21 protein-coding genes are annotated in these 20,505 nt (G+C 51.4%); 14 read left to right on the top strand and 7 right to left on the bottom strand.

Translation table 11 applies throughout. The annotated features are described in order from the left end of the window. Positions 1 to 10 precede the first annotated feature (10 nt). From BG55_RS00345 to BG55_RS00335, 3 genes are all read left to right on the top strand, one after another. Positions 11 to 937, top strand: a complete 927-nt coding sequence (locus tag BG55_RS00345) for a carbon-nitrogen hydrolase family protein (protein ID WP_034932901.1) — start codon at positions 11 to 13, stop codon at positions 935 to 937. Positions 938 to 1,036: 99 nt separating this feature from the next. Beyond that, entirely contained in the window at positions 1,037 to 1,729 is a 693-nt protein-coding gene (locus BG55_RS00340; RefSeq protein WP_034932919.1) for an alpha/beta fold hydrolase, read from the top strand. A gap of 133 nt (positions 1,730 to 1,862) precedes the next feature. Further along, positions 1,863 to 2,297, top strand: coding sequence for a DUF3828 domain-containing protein (locus tag BG55_RS00335; RefSeq protein WP_034932900.1), 435 nt, complete (start codon positions 1,863 to 1,865; stop codon positions 2,295 to 2,297). A gap of 12 nt (positions 2,298 to 2,309) precedes the next feature. On the opposite strand, the gene BG55_RS00330 is transcribed toward BG55_RS00335, so the two are convergent. Then, complete coding sequence (locus tag BG55_RS00330; protein WP_034932899.1) at positions 2,310 to 3,242, bottom strand: VirK/YbjX family protein; 933 nt, start codon at positions 3,240 to 3,242, stop codon at positions 2,310 to 2,312. A 261-nt stretch (positions 3,243 to 3,503) separates the two neighbouring features. Here BG55_RS00330 and BG55_RS00325 point away from each other — a divergent pair, with 261 nt between their 5' ends. Further along, a complete protein-coding gene (locus BG55_RS00325) occupies positions 3,504 to 4,469 on the top strand; it encodes a DMT family transporter (RefSeq protein ID WP_034932917.1) in 966 nt (321 codons plus the stop codon). An 807-nt stretch (positions 4,470 to 5,276) separates the two neighbouring features. Here the strand turns inward: BG55_RS00325 and BG55_RS00320 are convergent. After that, positions 5,277 to 5,672: a transposase gene (locus BG55_RS00320; RefSeq protein WP_034932897.1), complete on the bottom strand. Its 396-nt coding sequence runs from the start codon at positions 5,670 to 5,672 to the stop codon at positions 5,277 to 5,279. A gap of 524 nt (positions 5,673 to 6,196) precedes the next feature. Here BG55_RS00320 and BG55_RS00315 point away from each other — a divergent pair. Then, the gene (locus BG55_RS00315; protein ID WP_034932896.1) at positions 6,197 to 7,468 is read left to right on the top strand and encodes an MATE family efflux transporter; all 1,272 of its coding nucleotides are present in this window, start codon (positions 6,197 to 6,199) and stop codon (positions 7,466 to 7,468) included. Continuing rightward, positions 7,462 to 8,406: an ATP-grasp fold amidoligase family protein gene (locus tag BG55_RS00310; RefSeq protein ID WP_034932895.1), complete on the top strand. Its 945-nt coding sequence runs from the start codon at positions 7,462 to 7,464 to the stop codon at positions 8,404 to 8,406. The genes BG55_RS00315 and BG55_RS00310 overlap by 7 nt, the downstream gene beginning before the upstream one ends. Positions 8,407 to 8,455: 49 nt before the next feature. On the opposite strand, the gene BG55_RS00305 is transcribed toward BG55_RS00310, so the two are convergent. Both BG55_RS00305 and soxS read right to left on the bottom strand, forming a co-directional pair. Further along, positions 8,456 to 8,737 (bottom strand): YjcB family protein, encoded by a 282-nt coding sequence (locus BG55_RS00305; RefSeq protein WP_034932894.1) that lies wholly within the window; start codon positions 8,735 to 8,737, stop codon positions 8,456 to 8,458. 223 nt (positions 8,738 to 8,960) lie between these two features. Continuing rightward, a complete protein-coding gene (soxS, locus tag BG55_RS00300) occupies positions 8,961 to 9,302 on the bottom strand; it encodes a superoxide response transcriptional regulator SoxS (RefSeq protein WP_052018627.1) in 342 nt (113 codons plus the stop codon). Positions 9,303 to 9,427: 125 nt separating this feature from the next. On the opposite strand from soxS, the gene soxR reads away from it, so the two are divergent. The 5 genes from soxR to BG55_RS00275 all read left to right on the top strand — a co-directional run bounded on the left by soxR (position 9,428) and on the right by BG55_RS00275 (position 15,545). Beyond that, a complete protein-coding gene (soxR, locus tag BG55_RS00295; RefSeq protein ID WP_034932892.1) occupies positions 9,428 to 9,895 on the top strand; it encodes a redox-sensitive transcriptional activator SoxR in 468 nt (155 codons plus the stop codon). 44 nt (positions 9,896 to 9,939) lie between these two features. Next, the gene (locus BG55_RS00290) at positions 9,940 to 10,602 is read left to right on the top strand and encodes a glutathione S-transferase family protein (RefSeq protein WP_034932891.1); all 663 of its coding nucleotides are present in this window, start codon (positions 9,940 to 9,942) and stop codon (positions 10,600 to 10,602) included. Between the two features lie 217 nt (positions 10,603 to 10,819). Next, the gene (locus BG55_RS00285) at positions 10,820 to 12,169 is read left to right on the top strand and encodes an NCS2 family permease (protein ID WP_034932885.1); all 1,350 of its coding nucleotides are present in this window, start codon (positions 10,820 to 10,822) and stop codon (positions 12,167 to 12,169) included. A gap of 173 nt (positions 12,170 to 12,342) precedes the next feature. After that, a complete protein-coding gene (locus BG55_RS00280; RefSeq protein ID WP_034932882.1) occupies positions 12,343 to 13,992 on the top strand; it encodes a Na+/H+ antiporter in 1,650 nt (549 codons plus the stop codon). A 236-nt stretch (positions 13,993 to 14,228) separates the two neighbouring features. Beyond that, positions 14,229 to 15,545 (top strand): hypothetical protein, encoded by a 1,317-nt coding sequence (locus BG55_RS00275; RefSeq protein ID WP_034932881.1) that lies wholly within the window; start codon positions 14,229 to 14,231, stop codon positions 15,543 to 15,545. Between the two features lie 53 nt (positions 15,546 to 15,598). Here the strand turns inward: BG55_RS00275 and BG55_RS00270 are convergent, their stop codons facing one another. Next, a complete protein-coding gene (locus BG55_RS00270) occupies positions 15,599 to 16,501 on the bottom strand; it encodes a LysR family transcriptional regulator (RefSeq protein ID WP_034932878.1) in 903 nt (300 codons plus the stop codon). A 101-nt stretch (positions 16,502 to 16,602) separates the two neighbouring features. Between BG55_RS00270 and BG55_RS00265 the strand changes: the two genes are divergently transcribed. The 3 genes from BG55_RS00265 to BG55_RS00255 all read left to right on the top strand — a co-directional run bounded on the left by BG55_RS00265 (position 16,603) and on the right by BG55_RS00255 (position 18,395). After that, positions 16,603 to 17,025, top strand: coding sequence for a CidA/LrgA family protein (locus tag BG55_RS00265; protein WP_034932875.1), 423 nt, complete (start codon positions 16,603 to 16,605; stop codon positions 17,023 to 17,025). Next, positions 17,018 to 17,716 (top strand): LrgB family protein, encoded by a 699-nt coding sequence (locus BG55_RS00260; RefSeq protein ID WP_034932873.1) that lies wholly within the window; start codon positions 17,018 to 17,020, stop codon positions 17,714 to 17,716. The genes BG55_RS00265 and BG55_RS00260 overlap by 8 nt, the downstream gene beginning before the upstream one ends. A gap of 133 nt (positions 17,717 to 17,849) precedes the next feature. Continuing rightward, positions 17,850 to 18,395, top strand: a complete 546-nt coding sequence (locus BG55_RS00255) for a YfaZ family outer membrane protein (protein WP_034932871.1) — start codon at positions 17,850 to 17,852, stop codon at positions 18,393 to 18,395. A gap of 52 nt (positions 18,396 to 18,447) precedes the next feature. On the opposite strand, the gene BG55_RS00250 is transcribed toward BG55_RS00255, so the two are convergent. Both BG55_RS00250 and BG55_RS00245 read right to left on the bottom strand, forming a co-directional pair. After that, a complete protein-coding gene (locus tag BG55_RS00250; protein WP_034932870.1) occupies positions 18,448 to 20,106 on the bottom strand; it encodes a cation acetate symporter in 1,659 nt (552 codons plus the stop codon). Beyond that, complete coding sequence (locus BG55_RS00245) at positions 20,103 to 20,414, bottom strand: DUF485 domain-containing protein (RefSeq protein WP_034932868.1); 312 nt, start codon at positions 20,412 to 20,414, stop codon at positions 20,103 to 20,105. Before BG55_RS00245 ends, BG55_RS00250 begins: the two co-directional genes overlap by 4 nt. Between the last annotated feature and the right edge of the window lie 91 nt (positions 20,415 to 20,505).

The raw sequence follows: 20,505 nt of genomic DNA, 5'->3' as shown, positions 1-20,505 counted from the left end.
GAGAATCATCATGTCGCTATCCGTTGTTGCCGCATTACAGATGGGGTCGCATCCTGCCGGAAAAGCCGCCACCCTGGCGGAGATCCTGAGTTATGAAGATGAGATCCGCCGTCAGAACATCAGCCTGGTGGTGATGCCGGAAGCGTTGCTGGGGGGCTACCCGAAAGGCAGTAATTTTGGTACATGGCTGGGGTTCCGACTGCCGGAGGGGCGCGACGCATTTGCTGATTATTACGCCAATGCCATTGACGTTCCTGGCCCGGAGTGTGACGAGCTGGCGGCTTTTTCTGCACGCAGTGGTGCCGATTTGGTTATCGGCGTCATCGAACGTGACGGCAGCACGCTCTATTGCAGTTCGCTGTTTTTCTCTCCGCAGGCGGGACTGGTGGCGAAGCATCGCAAGCTGATGCCGACCGGGACCGAGCGTCTGATCTGGGGGCAGGGCGACGGCTCGACGCTGCCGGTGGTGCAAACCGCAGCGGGTAAAGCGGGCAGTGCTATTTGCTGGGAAAACCATATGCCACTGCTACGCGCAGCCATGTATGCCAAAGGAGTGGAAATATGGTGTGCGCCCACCGTTGATGAACGCGATGTCTGGCGGGCTTCGATGCGGCACATTGCGCACGAAGGGCGCTGTTTTGTGATCACCGCCTGCCAGGTTCAGCCTTCTCCGGCCGAACTGGGCATTGAGGTGGCGGGCTGGGAGCCACAGCGCGCATTAATTAATGGCAACAGTATGATCGTCGGGCCGCTGGGCGAGGTGCTGGCGGGGCCGATGACTGGCGTTAGCGGTCTGCTGGTGGTGCAAATCGACAGCGCTGAGCTGGTCCGTGCGCGTTATGATTTTGATGTTTCCGGACACTACTCGCGCCCTGATGTGTTCTCGCTTCAGGTAGATGAGCGGGCGAAACAGAACGTCACTTTCCTCAGATCGTAGCCAGCCAGTAAAGCAACGTCAGACGAATCCGCTGAAAAAATTGTTGCAGGACTGTTATCATCACCGCTGGCTTATACAGGGCAGAATAAGATGGCGGGGATGGTTTTATTGCCTGGCGTAATGTGTGATGCCGGGCTGTGGCAGGAGATGGTAGCCGACCTGGCAGGATACGGGCCGTTGATTTATGGTGATTTATCCCGCGACGCTTCGCTGGAGGAGATGGCGGCGAGGTGCCTTTCTCAGGCTCCTGAACGTTTTACGCTGGTCGGATTCTCAATGGGCGGATTTGTGGCCCGAGAGATGATTCGACAGGCTCCCGAGCGGGTGCAGCGTTTGATCCTGATTGCCACGTCCAGCCAGCAGGACAGCCCACAAACCCGTGCTGTCAAAGTCGCCACTGCAAAATCACTGTCGGGCAGCCAGGGGGCTTTTCATGGCCCTGGACAAAAGGCTATCGCGTTGTCACTGAGTGCAGACCATGCCAGTGATCCCGGGTTGCAGACGCAAATCCGGCAGATGAGTCTGCGGATGGGAAAAGAGGCATATTGCCGTCAGTTACTGATGGACCGTCACAGCGATACACATCTGTTAAACCAGATCTCTTGTCCGACGCTGGTGATCGCGGCTGCCGGGGACAGGATGCGCAGCCTGGAGGAGTCGCAAGTAATGTATCGACTTATTCCTGATGCCACGCTGGAAATCATTGATGATTCAGGGCATATGCTGCCGCTGGAACAACCCGCTTCTCTTACCAGATGTATCTGTCGCTGGCTGTCCGACACGCCAGGATAAAAATTTACTAAATAAATTGCAGAAATCCGCTCAAAAAATAGTGCGAAAGGGTAAATTAGCGGGGGTCCTGTTACAGCAGCATGGATGCAACGGGGTAGTTACTGAAAGCATGAATCGGGAAGAGATGGTAAGAATGAAAAAATGGTTACTGGCGCTGGGCCTGGCGCTGTGTGCGTTGTACGCCAGTGCGGCGGAAAATAGCGATCCTCAGACTACCAGCAAAAATTTCTACAGTTGGTATCTTGCTGCACTGAATAAAGATGAAAGCCCAATAGATGAGCACGATCCGTTACTGAACGACTACGTCACGCCCCGGTTGTTGCAAAAAATCAACGTGCTGATCAAAAGTCCTGATGGCATGGAAGATGACTATTTTTTGCAGGATCAGGATTACAGCGATGCCTGGATTGATCACGTCAGCGTCAGTCGTTTCACCATTGATGGCGATACTGCGTCAGGGGATGTCATTCTCGGCAACGATCCCAGCGATCAGCAACTGTTGCTGGTCACTCTGCACCGGGATCGTCATGGCTGGCGGATTGATGATGTGGTTAAAGAGAATAAATAAGTCGCGCGGCACTCAAAGCCGCCCGACAAACTGTTGGCTGAGCCTGTCCAGCAGTTCATAACGTTTACGGTATTCCGAACGCTTCTTGCTGACCACCTCGTCCAGCGGCTTGCGCGGAAATGTCATTGGGATGGCATAGAGCTGAGCTGACAGCGGTACGGCATGGAGTGACTCCCAGAACTCGTTATAGCTGGCGTGAAACAGGCTCTTTTTCTTCAGACGATAACGCAGGCTACGGAAAATATGTCCGTGATCACTGACCGCCTGGATTTGCACTACGCCGGTTGCCTGACAAAATAACAGCAGTGTTTCCATCAGCAACCGTTTGGGGAACAGGCCATAACAGGCTTTGGTCGCTTCGCGAATACGTTCATGTGGGGTATCTCTGTGTGCCCCCTGAATACCGCCGATCACCACCACCGGGTTTCCGTTCTGACACACAACGGCAAAGGTCAGCATCGCCAGCTTCTCGCCATCGACGCTGACGAACAGATTAACTTCTCCTTCACGTTCACAGCGACCGGTGCAGGCCAGCGTAATGCTGAAGTGCTCGCCATTTTTACCGTCGAACTGCAACAACTCAACGCCTTGCGCCGTCAGCATCGCCTCCCTGAGGCGCGGCGACGACAGATTTTTAATGAAATCATAATGATCGATGACGGCCTGCACGCGTTGCATCACCGGCATACCCCCATAGAGATAAGGGCGGTGAATCTTACTGGGTAAGGTGTGCTGGACGGAGAGAATACTGCGCATCACCGGCTCGGCGGTAATGGCATTGACCAGACGATGCGTCTGGGCGGGCCAAATCAGCGAACGCATCAGATACTTAACACGATATTCACGGTCATACCACAGTTTACCTGGCTTGAGCCTGCCCGAAACAAGGGATAAGAAGAATGTGAGACTGCTCTCCGGATGAGGTAAAAAAGTGGTGTCAGACATGTTAAGTATTCCAGGGGTCAAAAGCCCAGTGAAACACCCCAATCTTCAACATCAGATAAATGATAAATTTGTCGTTAGCTGTCTTTATAAATGGTTGATGAGGTGTTTAAGTTAGTGCAACTAAAGGCAAATTATTATGTTGTTTTCGGGGTGGGAATATTGCGCAGTGTCATTATGTTGTGATGATTTTTCACCGGAAATGTCATCATGATATGAGGTCTGGGCTGAAAACTATTCTGAACTGAGACAGGCAGGACGATGATGTTAGCAGGTGTACTTTTTGCCCTGGCAGCCGGGCTGATGTGGGGACTGATCTTCGTTGGCCCGCTGCTGGTGCCGGACTATCCCGGCGCGTTGCAATCTGTCGGGCGCTATGTTGCTTTTGGCGTGATTGCGCTGCCGCTTGCCTGGCGCGATCGCCACCGCCTGAAACGGCTGGCTCGCAGCGACTGGATTGAAGCCCTGAAGCTGGCGCTGGTCGGCAACCTTCTTTATTACACCTGCCTGGCCAGTGCCATCCAGCGCACTGGCGCACCGGTATCCACCATGATTATTGGCACGCTGCCGGTCGTGATCTCCATCAGCGCGAATCTGCTGTATGGCGGTGAGGATGGCCGGTTACCCTGGCTGAAGTTAGTTCCCGTATTGGTGCTGATCGCTGCCGGACTGGGGTTGGTCAACGTGGCGGAATGGCAGGCAATGGGGCAGCAAAACGATTTGCTGCGTTATCTCAGCGGCATCCTGCTGGCGCTGGCGGCAATGGTTTGCTGGACATGGTATCCCCTGCGTAACGCCCGCTGGCTGCGTGAACATCCGGGCAGCAAAGCCACCACCTGGGCTACTGCCCAGGGGATCGCCACCTTACCCCTGGCAGTGATGGGGTATCTGCTGGTGAATATGCAGCTGCACTTCAGTCGTCCTGATTTTCCCCTGCCGCTTGGCCCACGACCGGCAATATTTCTGGCATTGATGCTGGCTATTGGCCTGTTCTGTTCCTGGCTGGGAGCGCTGTGCTGGAATGAAGCCAGCCAGCGGCTGCCAACGGTTCTGGTGGGTCCGCTGATTGTTTTCGAGATACTCGCCGGTCTGGCTTATACCTTTATATTACGTCACAGCTGGCCTGGACTGCTGACCAGTGTTGGTATTGGCTGCCTGGTCGTTGGGGTGGTGCTGGCCACGCGAATCAAACCGCAACCACTGGTTCGAAAAATCGCTGACGTTAAATGAATCAGGCACTCTTCTCGCCGGGATATAAACAAAGAACGGAACTTTTCCTGGCGAAAATTTGTGACGTTTGCCTCATTTTTGCACAATTACGATATCAGTTTCTTTGGCGTGGCATTCATGGTTTGCCTGCCACAAGGAACAATTGTTCCGCTATCAGAATAATCGCTAATCCTATTCTTTGCTTTTCCGGGACAGTCAATTTGTTCTACTCATTTCCTCCCGCAGAATTAACCAGACTGTCTTCGTCCCTGTGAGCCATCATTAACTCAAATTTCTTTAGTCTCGCTCTGGTTAATAATGGTCACTACCTTTCCAGACACATTAACCACAGAGGGATAAAAGAGTCATCATTGTTTAGTTATTGCTGGATAATGAATCAAACGTTAAGTGTTTTTACTGAGTTTATCTTCGGTCAGTGGTCAGAGGGGCATCGCCTTTCCTGACGTTATGGCTGTAAATACGTATATTCTCGCCATGAGAGCGCGCAGGGCACAGCAGAGTTCGTAGACATAGCAGGAAACAGATTATCTTATCTGGCACCAGAAGAGACATAATCGTTGATAATCGTCAGTGATGCTAATGTAGTAATAAGCACATCTCTCTCAGCTACTGAGAGAGATGTGCTTCTATTCTACTGATGTTGCAGGTTAAATTTGACGTGCGACGGATGTGGCGCCCGGATGGACGTTGAGTTTAATGATTAACAATACAGAAAATATGTCGTTCAAAAAAGGCACTAAACTTAAGAACAATAACCAGAATATTTAAAATTCATACTTTCAAAGAAGACATTTTTGCCAGCCGCAATTAATGATTTTCTAAGTTATAAGGATAGTGATAAACACTGCGACTAATATCCATCAACCGGCAGCTGCGTCGGGTGCCGATCTCAAAAGTTTCCTGTAGAAAATTAACTGCCTGACGTTTCTCATTGGTAGTAAAGAAGTTTTTCATCACGCTTTGCAGCATTTCCTTATCTGAGGACAGGGTTTGCAGCTCACGCTCCATCGTGTGAACTTTATCCTCCAGGTCTTTGATTTTCCTGCCTTCCTCTGAGAAAAGGCCAGAATACTTCTTTTTCCAGCTGTAAAAGGTGGCTTCAGAAATCCCCAGTTCTTCACAAATCTCTTTCACTTTAACGCCGCATTCCGATGCTTTAATAGCACTGGTGATTTGCTCTTCGGTATATCGTGACTTTCTCATAAATGCTATTACCTTTCTTAACTATAATGTGATGAGAACGATTTCATTAATTAATGGATCTAAATAATCCATAAATTAGTTCAGTCTCGTTAAGTGCGCGATTTGAATTGAATGCTTTACGTTAAGGTATTATGAAGAAATATCATCATGGGATTTCTCCTGTTTTATTTGTCATGGTGCCAGTTGACTTTCGATATTTCGTTTTTTGTTATAAATTCTTTTCACGTCGTCAGGCATTGGCTGAACGTAATTAAGAATAATCCCCAGGATAGTTCCTGTGTCTCTGCTATTTATTAGTCAGGTGTTTTAAATATGCTTCACTTGAATTAAGTCCGGCTGAGATCGGAATATTCCTGAACGGAGCGGATGGCAGCAATAAAAACTAAAAATAAGAGCGGTCTGGTTTTTTTGTAATCTTATTTTCAGATTCCTTTTTTTTCGGGTGTCTGACGTGGTTTTTTGTCTCTTCCAGACAAGGATGTACGCAGTTTGGCATTAAGTTAAGTACGACAAAGGATGCTCCAATGAAATACAGTGTTGTCTCAAACGCCGCCTGGATGATGTCTGAAAAAGTGGTTTCAGTTTTCGGTGTGATATTTGTAACGTCCTATGTGGCTAAATCATTTGGGCCATCTGTATTCGGACAAATAGCATTTTCTGCCTCGCTTTTTTCTATTATTCAGACAATTGCTATATTCGGCACGGAAACCATTCTGTTTAAAAGTATCAGTAAGAGTGTAAATCGGGGGACGCGCCTGATGGCTGTTGCTAAGCAGCTACGTATAACATTGTTATTATTACTGTCCGTGCCGGTATTAATTTATGTCTGGTTAATGATGCGGGAAAATTTTTTGATTTTCACCGTGGCATCTTTCCTGTCTGCCATTTTTGTCACTCAGGATATTTTCAGCGTCTATAACAATGCACGACTGGAATCGCGCATGAATACCCTTGCTAACGCAACGGGAATGATACTGAGCTTTGCTATCAGCTTTACCATTGCCTGGCTGAGGCTCAGCCCATTGTGGTTGTCTCTCTCTGTCGTGTCGGTCACGCTGGTACCGTACCTGATTAAGCGCACTCTGTTTTATCAGACCAACAGCATCAGCTCGCCACCAAAGCGGAAGCAGCGTAACTATCTGCGCTATCTGCTGCACGCCGGATTGCCGTTGGCGATTTCCAGCGTGTTTATCTCCGTTCAGGTCAGGCTGGCGCAGTTTTTCCTGGTCGGCGTCGGTTCTGCCCATCAGTTAGGGCTGTTCACCGCTGCAAATACGATTTCTGCCTCGTGGATATTTATCCCGGTGGCCCTTATTACTTCCAGCTTTGCTGAAATTTTCAGGGAGCGTAAGGAGGTTGCGATACAGCTGGCCGCCAGGCTGAATGGCTATGTTATGGCGGTATCATTACTGATGCTTCTGCTGGTGGCATTGTCAGGGGAGCATCTGATTCGTTCCCTGTACGGGCATGATTACTCCGCGTCCGGCAATCTGGTTACGCTGTTGTCACTGGCAACCTGTTTTTCGGCAATGGGCACCGTCGCTTATCGCTATATGGTGAAAGAAGGTGGGTTCAATTATCTGCTGATAAAAATTATTTTGCTGGTAATGATAAGCGTGGTGACCAACTGGTACTTCATTCAGCATTGGGGATTAACAGGAGCAGCCTGGAGCGTGCTCATTACTGAGATTTTGTCTCTGACCGTAATGAATTATTTCTTTAAGAATGGCGTCATTCTTAAAATACAGCTTTCCTCACTCAACTACAAAACATACAAACTGAGGCAAAAATGTTAAAACTCAAAACACAATTGAGAAAAAGCATCTCGTATATTTTTAAGAAAATGCCGTGGGTTTATCAGGACAGAATTAATTATTTTCGTAAATTTAAGAGGTTGCCAAATATATATCAGCCGAAATTATTTAACGAAAAAATACTGCATCGTAAATTTGTTACGGGTGATCATGTTCGTTATGGCATTCTTTCAGATAAAATTTTAGTGAGAGATTACATAGCAAAAACGATTGGTGACAAGTATCTGATTCCTATGATACATGAAACATCGCAACCGATTACGTTGCTGGAGCTGAAGTCATTAAAGAATACCGTCATCAAACCGAATCATGGCTCCGGAATGGTCGAAATTGTGCTTGAGGAGCCGGACTGTATAAAAAAGCAATTGCTGATTAAGCAATGCGAAGAGTGGTTAAGCCGTGATTTTTCTCTGGAAGCGCGCGAAATCCATTATCGCTATATCAAGCCACGCATCCTGGTTGAACAATATGTCGGCGACGGTAAATTCGCCGCAGTGGATTATAAATTCCACATGTTTAATAAGAAAAATGGTCATTTTGAGTATGTTTTGCAGGTTATCTATAACCGTGTTGGCGCGGCCCCTTTGTCAATGAGCTTTTATGTAAATAACCTCAAGACCTGCTTTTACAAAATTCGCGATACCGGGTTTGATACCAGTAGCGAGATGCCCTCGCTGGAAAAAGCGCTGGAATTGAGTAAAAAGCTGGCGGCGGACTTCGATTATGTCCGGGTTGACTGGTATATCAATGAAGGACAAATCTATTTTGGCGAACTGACTTTCACGCCGGGCGCAGGTCTGGTGACTGGCCTGGATCAGGGGCTGAACGAAATGATGGGCAACATGTGGGAGCAGGACCGCAAAGCGCAAAACTCGGGCAGCCTTGTTACTGCATTGCCGGTGATGCTGAAGAAAGTTTAATCACCGGTCAGTCTTGCCGCCGCCCTCTTCAGAGCGCGGCGGGAAATTTTTACGGCATTGGGTAGTCAGTAGGGGTGTGGCTCATCACATCCACAAAGACATCTTTAGTGATGTGCCAGAAATTGAGCAGATTTTCCATGCTCAGCGTGATACCCAGCAGGCCGGTGACGAACCAGCAGGACATACCGATGCCCACGCCGGTGAAAACAAAAGCCATACCGTTATGGCTTGCCTGACGGCATTTCACGTTGAAGGTGCTGGCCAGAAACATCATTACTGCACTTAACAGTTCCCATCTCATTAACACCAGGCTGGCGGTTAGGGTACCCATTTCTTTTGCAAACTCCGCGACAAATCAGGCCTGACAGTGAATTTTCATCACAATTCAGGTAAGAAAGTTGCCAGGAATGCTTTTCACCTGAACTGACCAGTCAGTCAAAGAAGTGTGACGAAGGTCACATTATATCAGCCATTTTCAAAAACTGAACACTTTTAAGGCGTAATCAGGTGGTTTTTTACGCCGGAAATGTCAGCCCCGTGCGGGGTGGGGCTGCTCAGTGGGTAACAGTGCGGCGACGCATGGTGTGGCGATAGGCGGTGGGCGTCAGAGAAAACTGCCGCCGAAAAACACGGCAGAAGGTCTGCTGTGAATCGTAACCATACTGCATGGCGATGTCGAAAACCGGACGTTGGGTCTGGCGTAAGGCTTCTGCGGCCAGGGTCAGACGACGTTCGCGAATATAGCCCCCCAGCGTCTGCCGGGTTACGGTGCGAAACATACGTTGCAGATGCCATTTCGAATAGCCGGATTTTTCCGCCACCTTATCGATAGACAGTGTTTTATCCAGATTACTGTCGATCCAGTTGGTGAGCGTGTTGATGATTTGATCATGCATACGTTGTGTTCTCCCTGGTTTCTGACGACTGGCCTGTTGGTCATTGGATAATGGGTAACTTTCTTTCGCCTTCGTAATGGCTGCTGAGTATAATTCCTCAAGTTAACTTGAGGTAAAGCGTAAAGATGAAAAAAAATCTTCACTCTCTGAACAAACGTGAGCTGACCCCCGGAGATGTGGCCCGGCGTTGTGGGGTGGCGGTTTCGGCATTGCATTTTTATGAAAGCAAAGGATTAATCAGCAGCTTCCGTAACGGCGGTAATCAACGGCGCTACAACCGCGACGTGCTCCGGCGGGTGGCGATTATTAAAATCGCTCAGCGTATTGGTATTCCGCTGGCAACCATTGGCGAGCATCTGATGCAGTTTCCAGTGAGTAAGCGCATGTCACCAAAAGAGTGGGCGGTGCTGTCGGCAAAATGGCGCGAAGAGCTGGACGATCGCATCAATACGCTGACCCGCCTGCGTGACGATCTTGACGGCTGCATTGGCTGTGGTTGCCTGTCTATGGCCGATTGTCCGCTGCGCAATCCTGATGACCAGTTGAGCGCGCGCGGGACCGGGGCGATCCTGCTGGAGCCTGCCAGCGACTAGCGACGTCTATACTGAGGGTTCTTCGTTTCACACAAGGACCGGTTATGATCACTGTTCATCATCTGAATAACTCCCGTTCACAGCGTGTTTTGTGGATGCTTGAGGAACTGGAGTTGCCCTGGCAAATCAAACTTTACCAGCGAGAAAGCACCATGCTGGCCCCGGAAGCATTGAAAAAAGTGCACCCGCTGGGCAAATCCCCGGTGATTACTGACGGTAACCGCACTATCGCGGAATCCGGGGCTATCCTTGAATACCTTCAGGAACGATACGACAGCGAAAACCGACTGACACTTTATGATGAGGATGCCCGTTTGCAGTCTCGTTACTGGCTGCACTATGCCGAAGGTTCGCTGATGCCGCTGCTGGTGATGAAATTGATCTTCAGTCGGCTGGGTAAGCCGCCGGTGCCCTGGCTGATGCGCCCGATAGGCAACGCATTTGCTAAAGGAGTCGGCAAGGGCTATCTGGATAAGCAGCTTGCCACCCACCGTGATTTTATTGAGCAACATCTGGCGGGCCATGAGTGGTTTGCCGGATCGCGGTTCAGTATTGCTGATGTGCAGATGAGTTTTCCATTGCAGGCGCTCAGTAGTCGTGGTGGTGCGGCTGATTCCTCGGCTATTCAGGCGTGGCTGGGCAAAGTTAAACAGCGTGCCGCCTGGCAACGTGCAGTGCAGAAGGGCGGCGAAGTTCATCTGGACTGATTTCCCGTAGCATCAGACTTTCATCCTGCCAGGTGCCCCTGTGTCCATAAGAAAGTGCTATTAGGATACGCTTTGCGGGATGGGTAGAGTCTTTTCTGTTAAGAGCCAGCGTGCTGACATTAACTTATGCACGGTCAGGAGTTGAAAGTGCATTGATAAAGGCAGGATAATCGTTTGCCTTTCCATAAATGATAAGAAATCTCAGGGGAATTTCTCAATGTCTACTCCTTCTTCTCAGGCCGGCGGTTCGCTGGATACCTGGTTTTCTATTTCTGCACGTGGCAGTTCCGTTCGTCAGGAGGTGGTAGCGGGTCTGACCACCTTCCTCGCGATGGTCTATTCGGTGATTGTAGTGCCCTCAATGCTGGGCAAAGCGGGCTTCCCGCCAACCGCCGTGTTTGTTTCCACCTGTCTGGTGGCAGGTTTTGGTTCTTTAATTATCGGGCTGTGGGCCAACCTGCCGATGGCGATTGGTTGTGCGATCTCACTGACGGCCTTTACCGCCTTCAGCCTGGTACTGGGACAACACATCAGCGTGCCTGTGGCGCTCGGCGCGGTCTTTCTGATGGGGGTGCTGTTTACCCTTATTTCCGCCACCGGTATTCGCGCATGGATTTTACGCAACCTGCCGATGGGCGTGGCGCACGGAACTGGCGTGGGTATTGGCCTGTTTCTGCTACTGATTGCCGCTGATGGTGTGGGGCTGGTGGTAAAAAATCCGGCACCCGGCCTGCCTGTGGCGCTGGGTAATTTTGCTTCTTTTCCGGTACTGATGTCGCTGCTTGGGCTGGCGGTTATTTTTGGCCTGGAGAAACTGCGCGTGCCGGGCGGCATCCTGCTGACAATCATTGTCATCTCGGTTGCTGGCCTGTGTTTTGATCCAACGGTGAAATATCAGGGGCTGTTTGCCATGCCGTCCCTGTCAGATGCTCAGGGTCATTCACTGGTATTCAGCCTGGATATTCTCGGCGCGCTGAAACCTGCGGTACTGCCGAGTGTACTGGCGCTGGTGATGACTGCCGTATTTGATGCCACCGGCACCATTCGTGCGGTAGCGGGCCAGGCAAATCTGTTGGACAAAGAAGGGCAGATTATCAATGGCGGCAAAGCCCTGACCACGGATTCGCTGAGCAGCGTGTTTTCTGGCCTGGTAGGCGGCGCACCGGCAGCGGTGTACATCGAGTCGGCGGCGGGTACGGCAGCCGGTGGCAAAACCGGTCTGACGGCTATCGTGGTTGGCGTGTTATTTCTGCTGATCCTGTTCCTTTCTCCGCTTGCTTACCTGGTTCCGGCCTATGCCACAGCCCCCGCATTGATGTATGTGGGTTTACTGATGCTGAGCAATGTGTCGAAAATTGACTTCAGTGATTTTGTCGATGCGATGTCCGGCCTGCTGGCTGCGGTGTTTATCGTTCTGACCTGTAACATTGTGACCGGCATTATGTTGGGGTTTGGTTCGCTGGTGATCGGCCGTATTTTCGCCGGAGAATGGCGCAAGCTTAACCTGGGCACCGTGGTGATTGCCGTGGCGCTGGTGGCCTTCTACGCGGGAGGCTGGGCGATTTAACTCTTCTTCCAGAGGCCGGGCACCCGGCCTCTGTTCTCTGTCATTTTCCTCTTTTTTCTCCGCATCAGCGCACATCCTGTTTTTAAACGGCTTATATTTTTGTTTTACTATTCCTCTGCGCCTGCCCCAGGCAGGATTGTGGCACACACTGGAAGAGCTTTTTTAAGGACAACATGGAAATATTCTTTACTATCCTGATACTGACGCTGATGGTATCGCTGTCTGGCGTCGCGGCCCGCATCATCCCCTTTCAAATTCCACTGCCACTGGTACAGATTGTGTTAGGTGCACTCCTTGCCTGGCCTACCTTTGGACTGCACGTGGATTTTGATCCTGAGCTGTTTCTGGTGCTGTTTATCCCTCCGCTGCTATTCGCTGATGGCTGGAAAACGCCGACCAGTGAGTTCCTGCGGCATGGCCGGGAAATTATTGGCCTTGCGCTGGTGCTGGTGTTGATAACCGTGGTCGGAATCGGCTATCTGATTTACTGGCTGGTGCCGGGTATCCCGCTACTGCCTGCTTTTGCCCTGGCGGCGGTGCTGTCACCCACCGATGCCGTGGCGCTTTCCGGTATCGTAGGTGAAGGGCGTATCCCCAAAAAGATTAAGGCGATTTTACAGGGTGAGGCGTTGATGAATGACGCATCAGGTCTGGTTTCACTGAAATTTGCCGTGGCGGTGGCGATGGGGACGATGGTGTTTACCGTTTCCGGTGCCTCGCTGGAGTTCGTGAAGGTAGCGGTTGGCGGTCTGGTGGCCGGGATCGTTATCTGTTGGCTGTATGGCCGCTCGCTGCGCCTGTTCAGCCGCTGGAGCGGTGATGATCCTGCCACGCAGACTGTACTGCTGTTGCTGCTGCCGTTTGCATCCTATCTGATTGCGGAACATATTGGTTTTTCAGGCATTCTGGCAGCGGTGGCCGCCGGGATGACCATCACCCGTTCGGGCATTATTCGTCAGGCTCCGCTGGCAATGCGCCTGCGTGCTAACAGCGTCTGGCAGATGCTGGAATTTGTCTTTAACGGCATGGTGTTCCTGATGCTGGGTCTGCAATTACCCGACATTCTGCAAAACTCCGTCACCGAGGCAAACGCCGATCCGAATGTGGATTTCTGGATGCTGGTGTTGTCGGTCGTGATGGTTTACGCCGCCCTGATGCTGGTGCGTTTTGCCTGGTTGTGGACCATGCGATTGATAAGCCAGCGGTTGTTGAAAAAACACCCGATGGAGTTCACCAGTTATTCATTACGCGAACTGTTGATCGCCTCGTTCGCCGGTGTACGTGGCGCAATCACCCTGGCCGGTGTGCTCTCTGTTCCGTTGTTTCTGCCGACCGGTGAGGGATTCCCGGCGCGTTATGAGTTGGTCTTCCTGGCGACAGGGGTGATTCTTTTCTCTTTGCTGGTTGGCGTGGTGATACTACCGCTGTTGCTGCGTGGCGTGGAAGGCATGGATAAAACCGCTCATCGTCACGAAACGCAGATGGCCCGCGCCGTAATGGCCGGTATCGCCATCGACAGCCTGCACAAAATGGAAGAGCGTTTGATTGCCGACACCGAGGAGAATATTGACCCTGAACTGGTGAAAGAGATCAGCTCGCGGGTGATTGGTAACCTGCGTCGACGGGTGGAAGGTAAAGAGGATCTGGAGCAGGCGCTTTACGCGGAGAACCTGGAGCGTCGTTTCCGGCTGACTGCCCTGCGGGCGGAGCGCGGAGAACTCTATCATCTGCGTGCGACGCAGAAGATCAGTAACGAGACCATGCAAAAGATACAGCACGAGCTCGACCTGCTGGAGGCATTGCTGATAGAGAAAGAAGCGTAGAGAGAGGCGCGCACCTTCTGGTGCGCGATTCACCGTGCTGTTTTTTTGAATAGTATTATTTAATCGTCATTTAATTTAATTAAGTACAATTGACTGCGTAGCCCACTCGCCTTAAATAAATCACAATCGTTATTCTGTGTTTAAATTCTGGTATTGTTATTTACTGGGTTTTAATGATTTTTGCTCAATAATTTTAATAAGGTATTAAATAAGTAAAATTAATTCAGGAGATTTTAATGTTGCCAGTGAGGCCACGTGAAACACCCCCTGTTGTAACGGATAAATGCACCAGTCCTGTTAATGAATTACCCGTGCGCAATAATCTTAGTAATAATATTAAGAAAGTGGTGAATACAACCGATGATGCTGCGAAGCCCCGCCCTGAAATACCTTTATCATCCACGGAAAACCACAAGCGAGACGCCCAATCAGCAGAATTAAACGTTGATTTGTCTGATAAGTCAGAATCTGAAGTTAAGAAGCGTGTCAGTGTTCATACAGAAAATAATAGCCAGGAGCCAGAGCCGGAAGTGTTTGCAAGAGTAGTGATTAATGAAAAACTCTTTATTCCATCAAACACGGGAGCAGGGTCAGATAAAATTGCATCCGGCACGTCAAATTCGACTCATCCCAACGAGGGAATCGGTCGTTTCTCAATTGATTTTCAGACTTCAGCGGCTGCTCTTTCACTCTACACCAACCCCCAGCTACAAGAGTTGGTTACTGAATTCATGCATTCTCACCATACCCGGCCATTGAGGGCGAATTTCAGTAATATTTACGGCATGGGGAATAATCTGTTTGATGATTTTTCTGCGCTGTCTGAGGATCTTAATCCGGACAGGCTGGAAGGTAATTGTTGCTTCTGTACTTCTGCGGCACTAACCAATCAAAGCGTTAAAGAGATGGTGGAGATAACAGAAATAATGCAGCAGGATGGTGCCAGTTTTCATGAAATCGCTGATTTATTTAAAAGCATGGAGATCCAGCCAGTTATTACAAACGCATCAGCCAATAAAAGTTGCACAACAGAACAGCTTTGGCAGGAAGTATATGATTACCTGATTATGGAACTGGGAGAAAAGGAAGCACTCGGTCTGATCTGGATACGGACTGAAAGCGAAAACCGGGAGCAGGGGTTTCCGCTGAAAAGTGGTCATTCAGTGGTGATTGCCAAAGATCCTGAAGGAAGACTGGTCAAACTGGATTATCAAACTGGCAAAATAGCTGAACTGAAAAAAACCTCCCCGCCAGGCGGTAGTTTTCAACAGAGTTATCATTTTTTTCAGCGTGAAGGCACCCATGCCCATACGACATGGCAGTCGGTCTGGGATTCTGTCGTATCGCAATTAACCCGTGGTCGCTCTGACAAAGGTGTTTATGGGGTGCTAAAGAACGGAGAGATGAAGTTCTTTTTCTACAGAATTCTGGATGAGAAGAGGATGTGGGCACATATCAATGGTAGGGGAGTGCGGCTGAACAGAGATTTCTGGCCGCCACCAGACGACAGTGATAACCCTGTCATATGGTGTTTATGGCCTGGGGAGAAGTGAGTGCGCAACCGGAGGCGATTAGCGGATTCCGCTGCCCCTGTTTCTGCCACGTTTTACACCGACAGCGCAGGGGTATCACCGGGCCAGAATTCACGGCAGCAACTGATCCATGCCTGGGCACTTTTCGACAGATAGCTCCCCTCGCGCCAGATCAGGCCCAGTTTCCACTGCAAATCGGACTCCAGCGGTAACCACAACAACTGGCTGGTATCCAGCCGCTGGCAGATAGGTTCTGGCAGGATCGCCACGCCCATTCCCGCCTGGACCATCGCCGCGAGGAAATCCCACTGCCCGCTGCGTACTGCAATTTGCGGTGTAAAGCCGCTGGCCTGGAAAGCGCGCATCAACTGGCGGTTAAGTGAAAATTCCTCGTTGTAGATCAAAATGGGGTGCCCGGCCAGTTCCACCAACGGAATATGGCTAAGGCGCAGCCATTCGGTGGTGCGTGGCACCAGCACACACAGGGGATGGCTCATTAATGCCAGGGCGTTGAGCGGTAAATCGTCAGCAACCGGCAACGCAGTGAGGGCAATATCGAGGCTGCCGGACAGCACTGCCTGCTGCACCGTCAGTCCGCCAAATTCTGAAATCTTCAGCTCCACCCCCGGATAGCGCTGACGGAAAGCGGAAATCGATCCGGCAATTTGCATCCCGACCATTGGCGGAATGCCCAGTCTCAGCTCGCCGGTCTTCAGATCGTTAATATCACTGATCTCAGCTTCCAGCTGTTTGAACTCTTGCAGGATGGTCATGCCACGCTGATACACTGCCTGCCCGGTATCGGTGAGATGCAGTTTGCGTCCTTCACGGATCAGCAGCGTGCAGCCCAGTTCATCCTCCAGCTGTCGCAGCATCTTACTGATGGTCGGTTGGGTGACATACAGCTGTTCTGCGGCGCGGGTAAAGCTTTGCTGGCGTACCATTTCGACAAAATAACGCAACGCGCGGACGTCCATAAACATTCCTTTTATGCATAGTTGAAATAATATTAAGTCATTTTTTTCACCCTCTGTTACCGCTTTATACTTTGCGGATGCATTATCAGAGGAAAGGCATTATGGCGCTGGCAATACCCGCTACGGGATGGTGGCAACGTATTCAGGTTGCGCTTCAGGTGGTTTTATATATCGCTTTGTTCATCATGGCGCAGCAGCTGGTGGACTGGCTGCATCTGCCATTACCCGCCAATATCGTGGGGATGCTGTTGTTACTGGCGCTGATAGTCTTGCGGGTCATGCCGCTGAACTGGGTGAAAGCCGGATCGCGCTGGCTGTTGGCCGAAATGCTGTTGTTCTTTATTCCGGCAGTGGTGGCCGTGGTGAATTATTCACATCTGCTGCGGGTTGATGGCTGGCGTATTCTGCTGGTTATTGGCATCAGTACACTGTTGGTATTAAGCGCGACGGCATTGGTGGTGGACCGCGTTTACCGTTTTGAAATATGGCTGGCAGAGCGTAAATCAGGTCACCATCATGAATGATCTGATTATCACCACGCTCTGTCCGATCGTCACGCTGCTGATTTACTTTTTCAATAAACGGCTGTATCGCCGCTGGCACCGACTGCTACTGATGCCGCTGGTGATGACGCCGATGGTGCTGGTGGCGTTGCTGTTGGTGACGCACATCTCCTGGCAGAACTATATCGGTGAAAGTCACTGGCTGATGTGGCTGCTGGGCCCGGCGACGCTGGCGTTTGCCGTGCCGGTTTACGAAAACCTGCCGGTAATTCGTCGTCACTGGTTGTCGCTCACCGCCGGGGTGATCACCGCCACGCTGGTTGCGGTGTGCAGCTCGGTATGGCTGGCAAGATTGTTAACCTTGCCGGAAGCGGTTCAGCGCAGCCTGGCGGTGCGCTCAATTACCACACCCTTTGCGCTGGCGGCGGCGAAGCAGCTGGGCGGCCAGCCCGATCTTGTCGCGCTGTTTATGGTGATTACCGGGGTTTTTGGTATGGCGGTGGGGGACGTGCTGTTTCTGCGCCTGGCGGTAAAGCAGGGCATGGCAAAAGGGGCCGGATTTGGCGCGGCGTCTCACGGTGCCGGGACCGCCAGAGCTTACGAAATCGGCCAGCAGGAAGGGGTGGTTGCCAGCCTGGTGATGATGCTTTCCGGGATTGTCACGGTGGTGCTGGCCCCGGCGATTGGCCATCTGATGTGGGCAACCGTCTGAGACATATTCTGTTACCCACTGAATTTTAATGTTAAGTAAATCAGCCCGACTCTCATGTTATTCCAACTGATGATGGTTTACTCTCGGCGAGGCCGTCGGCAAGCGGCGTGAGTTAATTTTTCAGGAGAATAAGATGAAAGCAGTGGCAACTACCGCAGGCGCTCTGGCGCTACTGGCACTGGCGGGATCGGCGCAGGCAATTGAAGGTGGCGTGGATGTGGGCCGTGAATACACCAATCTGCACGCCGGGCTTGGCACCACCTCCCCTGGTTTTGCGCTGACCGGTAACTGGTTGCGCAGTGACCATGATGGCAGCATGGGCAGCGTCGGACTGGGCTATAACGTGGCGCTGGGAGATGTGTTCCTGACACCGGGCGTGAAGGCTATCTCCACTAATCCGCGCAACAGCAAAGATGGCTATGCTGTTGCCGCCGGGCTGGGCGTCAGCGTGCCGGTGAGCAAAATGTTTAACATTTACGGCCAGTACTACTATTCGCCGGATGCGTTTTCCAGCCATATTGATAATTATCAGGAAGCGTCTGCTGGCGTCAGTTTCCAGCCGATCTCACTGGTTGATGTGCATGTCGGTTACCAGTATATGGCGCTGAATGGTAAAGACGGTCGGAAAGATAACGTCATTGCCGATGGTCCTTATGTCGGTGCCTCGCTGCATTTCTGATGCAAAGGGCGGAGAATGATTCCGCCCCTTTACTGCCTTCACCTTTCTTTTCTTAATGCGTTTTACCGCGATCGATGCCCACGCCGGTCTGTGACCGAACAAACTGCGCCTGAAAGCGTTGACGCTCCTCTGCGCCCTGCGCGGAGTGGTCGGTAATGGAGAACAACCAGGTGGCGACAAAGGCGGTAATCATGGAAAACAGCGCCGGGTATTCATAAGGAAAAACGGCTCGGGCGTTGCCCAGCACCTGAACCCAGACGGTTGGCCCAAGGATCATCAGTACCACCGCCGTCAGCAGCCCCAGCCAGCCACCAGCCATCGCGCCGCGCGTGGTCAGCTTCGACCAGTACATCGACAGCAGAATAATCGGGAAGTTACAGCTGGCGGCAATGGAAAACGCCAGTCCGACCATAAAAGCAATATTCTGCTTCTCAAACAGAATCCCCAGGGCGATTGCGACAAAGCCCAGCATTACCACGGTGATTTTAGAAACCCGCAGCTCCTCCAGTTCTGTCGCCTGGCCTTTACGCATGACGCTGGCGTAGATATCGTGCGAAACCGCCGATGCGCCCGCCAGAGTCAGACCGGCAACCACTGCCAGAATGGTGGCGAAGGCCACTGCGGAAATAAAGCCGAGAAACAGACTGCCTCCGGTGGCATCCGCCAGATGAACGGCGGCCATATTGTTGCCGCCAATCAGCGCGCCGGAAGCATCCTTAAATGCCGGATTGGCACCGACCAGCAGAATGGCGCCAAAGCCAATAATAAAGGTAAGAAAGTAGAAATAGCCCATAAAACCGGTGGCGTAGAATACGCTTTTGCGCGCTTCCCGCGCATCGCTGACCGTAAAGAAACGCATCAGAATATGCGGCAGACCGGCGGTGCCGAACATCAGCCCCAGCCCCAGTGACAGCGCCGAAATGGGATCGTGCACCAGGCCACCCGGACGCATAATGGCAATGCCTTTCGGATGCACCATCGCCGCCTGAGCAAACAGGTTATCGAAGCTGAAGCCGACGCTTTTCATCACCATAATTGCCATAAAACTGGCCCCGAACAGCAGCAGCACCGCCTTAATAATCTGTACCCAGGTAGTGGCTAACATGCCGCCAAACAGTACGTAGAGCACCATCAGAATACCCACCAGCACCACGGCGACCTGATAATCCAGCCCGAACAGCAGCTGGATAAGTTTGCCCGCGCCCACCATCTGCGCAATAAGATACAGCGCCACCACCACCAGAGAACCACAGGCGGAAAGCGTGCGGATCGGCATCTGTTTCAGACGGTAAGAGGCCACATCTGCAAAGGTGTAGCGGCCAAGGTTACGCAGGCGCTCGGCAATCAGGAACAGAATGATCGGCCACCCCACCAGAAAGCCCAGTGAATAAATCAGCCCGTCGAAACCGGAGGTATAGACCAGCGCTGAAATACCCAGAAATGAGGCGGCAGACATAAAGTCGCCTGCCATCGCCAGGCCATTCTGAAAGCCGGTTATATTGCCGCCTGCGGTGTAATAATCGCTACGCGACCGGGTACGTTTTGCCGCCCAGAAAGTGATCCCCAGCGTGGCCGCCACAAAGATGACAAACATCACGATGGCTTCCCGATTAATGGGCTGCTGCTGAACCGCACCGCTGATAGCATCGGCTGCCAGGGCGGAGCCCGGCAACAGAACGGTGAGCGCGCCGACAAGAGCGTGTCGTTTCATCCTTTCACCTCATCAAGCAGCTTTCTGGTCAGCCGATCAAATTCCCCGTTGGCCCGCCAGACGTAAATACCGGTCAGCAAAAACGAGACCACAATCAGCCCGACACCGATGGGGATGCCGCGCGTAACGTGACTTCCGGCGCTCAGCGGAGTTCCCAGCCAGTCGGGCGCAAAGGCGATTAACAGAATAAAGCCGACGTACAGAATGAGCATGATGACGGAGAGCAGGGTGGCAAAGTTCTGGCGTTTCCTGACCAGTTCTTTAAAGCGGGCACTCTTTTCCAGCCGTTGATAAATAAGACTATTCATCACAGAGCCTCCAGAGGTAAGGGTTTTACGGGCTGTGTTATCTGCAACTCAGTGTTCTGACGGTGGGCACCCTGTTGGCTGAACGGATGAA

This window comes from Erwinia mallotivora, from assembly GCF_000590885.1.
Taxonomy (GTDB): Bacteria; Pseudomonadota; Gammaproteobacteria; order Enterobacterales; family Enterobacteriaceae; genus Erwinia; species Erwinia mallotivora.
Note: the sequence above shows the minus strand (reverse complement) of the source record. Positions and strands in the feature narration are given on the sequence as shown.

Bases quoted from the DNA above. Each gene is read 5' to 3' on its own strand.
- BG55_RS00345 (WP_034932901.1), top strand. From the start codon at position 11: ATGTCGCTATCCGTTGTTGCCGCATTACAGATGGGGTCGCATCCTGCC.
- BG55_RS00340 (WP_034932919.1), top strand. From the start codon at position 1,037: ATGGTTTTATTGCCTGGCGTAATGTGTGATGCCGGGCTGTGGCAGGAG.
- BG55_RS00335 (WP_034932900.1), top strand. From the start codon at position 1,863: ATGAAAAAATGGTTACTGGCGCTGGGCCTGGCGCTGTGTGCGTTGTAC.
- BG55_RS00330 (WP_034932899.1), bottom strand. From the start codon at position 3,242: ATGTCTGACACCACTTTTTTACCTCATCCGGAGAGCAGTCTCACATTC.
- BG55_RS00325 (WP_034932917.1), top strand. From the start codon at position 3,504: ATGTTAGCAGGTGTACTTTTTGCCCTGGCAGCCGGGCTGATGTGGGGA.
- BG55_RS00320 (WP_034932897.1), bottom strand. From the start codon at position 5,672: ATGAGAAAGTCACGATATACCGAAGAGCAAATCACCAGTGCTATTAAA.
- BG55_RS00315 (WP_034932896.1), top strand. From the start codon at position 6,197: ATGAAATACAGTGTTGTCTCAAACGCCGCCTGGATGATGTCTGAAAAA.
- BG55_RS00310 (WP_034932895.1), top strand. From the start codon at position 7,462: ATGTTAAAACTCAAAACACAATTGAGAAAAAGCATCTCGTATATTTTT.
- BG55_RS00305 (WP_034932894.1), bottom strand. From the start codon at position 8,737: ATGGGTACCCTAACCGCCAGCCTGGTGTTAATGAGATGGGAACTGTTA.
- soxS (WP_052018627.1), bottom strand. From the start codon at position 9,302: ATGCATGATCAAATCATCAACACGCTCACCAACTGGATCGACAGTAAT.
- soxR (WP_034932892.1), top strand. From the start codon at position 9,428: ATGAAAAAAAATCTTCACTCTCTGAACAAACGTGAGCTGACCCCCGGA.
- BG55_RS00290 (WP_034932891.1), top strand. From the start codon at position 9,940: ATGATCACTGTTCATCATCTGAATAACTCCCGTTCACAGCGTGTTTTG.
- BG55_RS00285 (WP_034932885.1), top strand. From the start codon at position 10,820: ATGTCTACTCCTTCTTCTCAGGCCGGCGGTTCGCTGGATACCTGGTTT.
- BG55_RS00280 (WP_034932882.1), top strand. From the start codon at position 12,343: ATGGAAATATTCTTTACTATCCTGATACTGACGCTGATGGTATCGCTG.
- BG55_RS00275 (WP_034932881.1), top strand. From the start codon at position 14,229: ATGTTGCCAGTGAGGCCACGTGAAACACCCCCTGTTGTAACGGATAAA.
- BG55_RS00270 (WP_034932878.1), bottom strand. From the start codon at position 16,501: ATGGACGTCCGCGCGTTGCGTTATTTTGTCGAAATGGTACGCCAGCAA.
- BG55_RS00265 (WP_034932875.1), top strand. From the start codon at position 16,603: ATGGCGCTGGCAATACCCGCTACGGGATGGTGGCAACGTATTCAGGTT.
- BG55_RS00260 (WP_034932873.1), top strand. From the start codon at position 17,018: ATGAATGATCTGATTATCACCACGCTCTGTCCGATCGTCACGCTGCTG.
- BG55_RS00255 (WP_034932871.1), top strand. From the start codon at position 17,850: ATGAAAGCAGTGGCAACTACCGCAGGCGCTCTGGCGCTACTGGCACTG.
- BG55_RS00250 (WP_034932870.1), bottom strand. From the start codon at position 20,106: ATGAAACGACACGCTCTTGTCGGCGCGCTCACCGTTCTGTTGCCGGGC.
- BG55_RS00245 (WP_034932868.1), bottom strand. From the start codon at position 20,414: ATGAATAGTCTTATTTATCAACGGCTGGAAAAGAGTGCCCGCTTTAAA.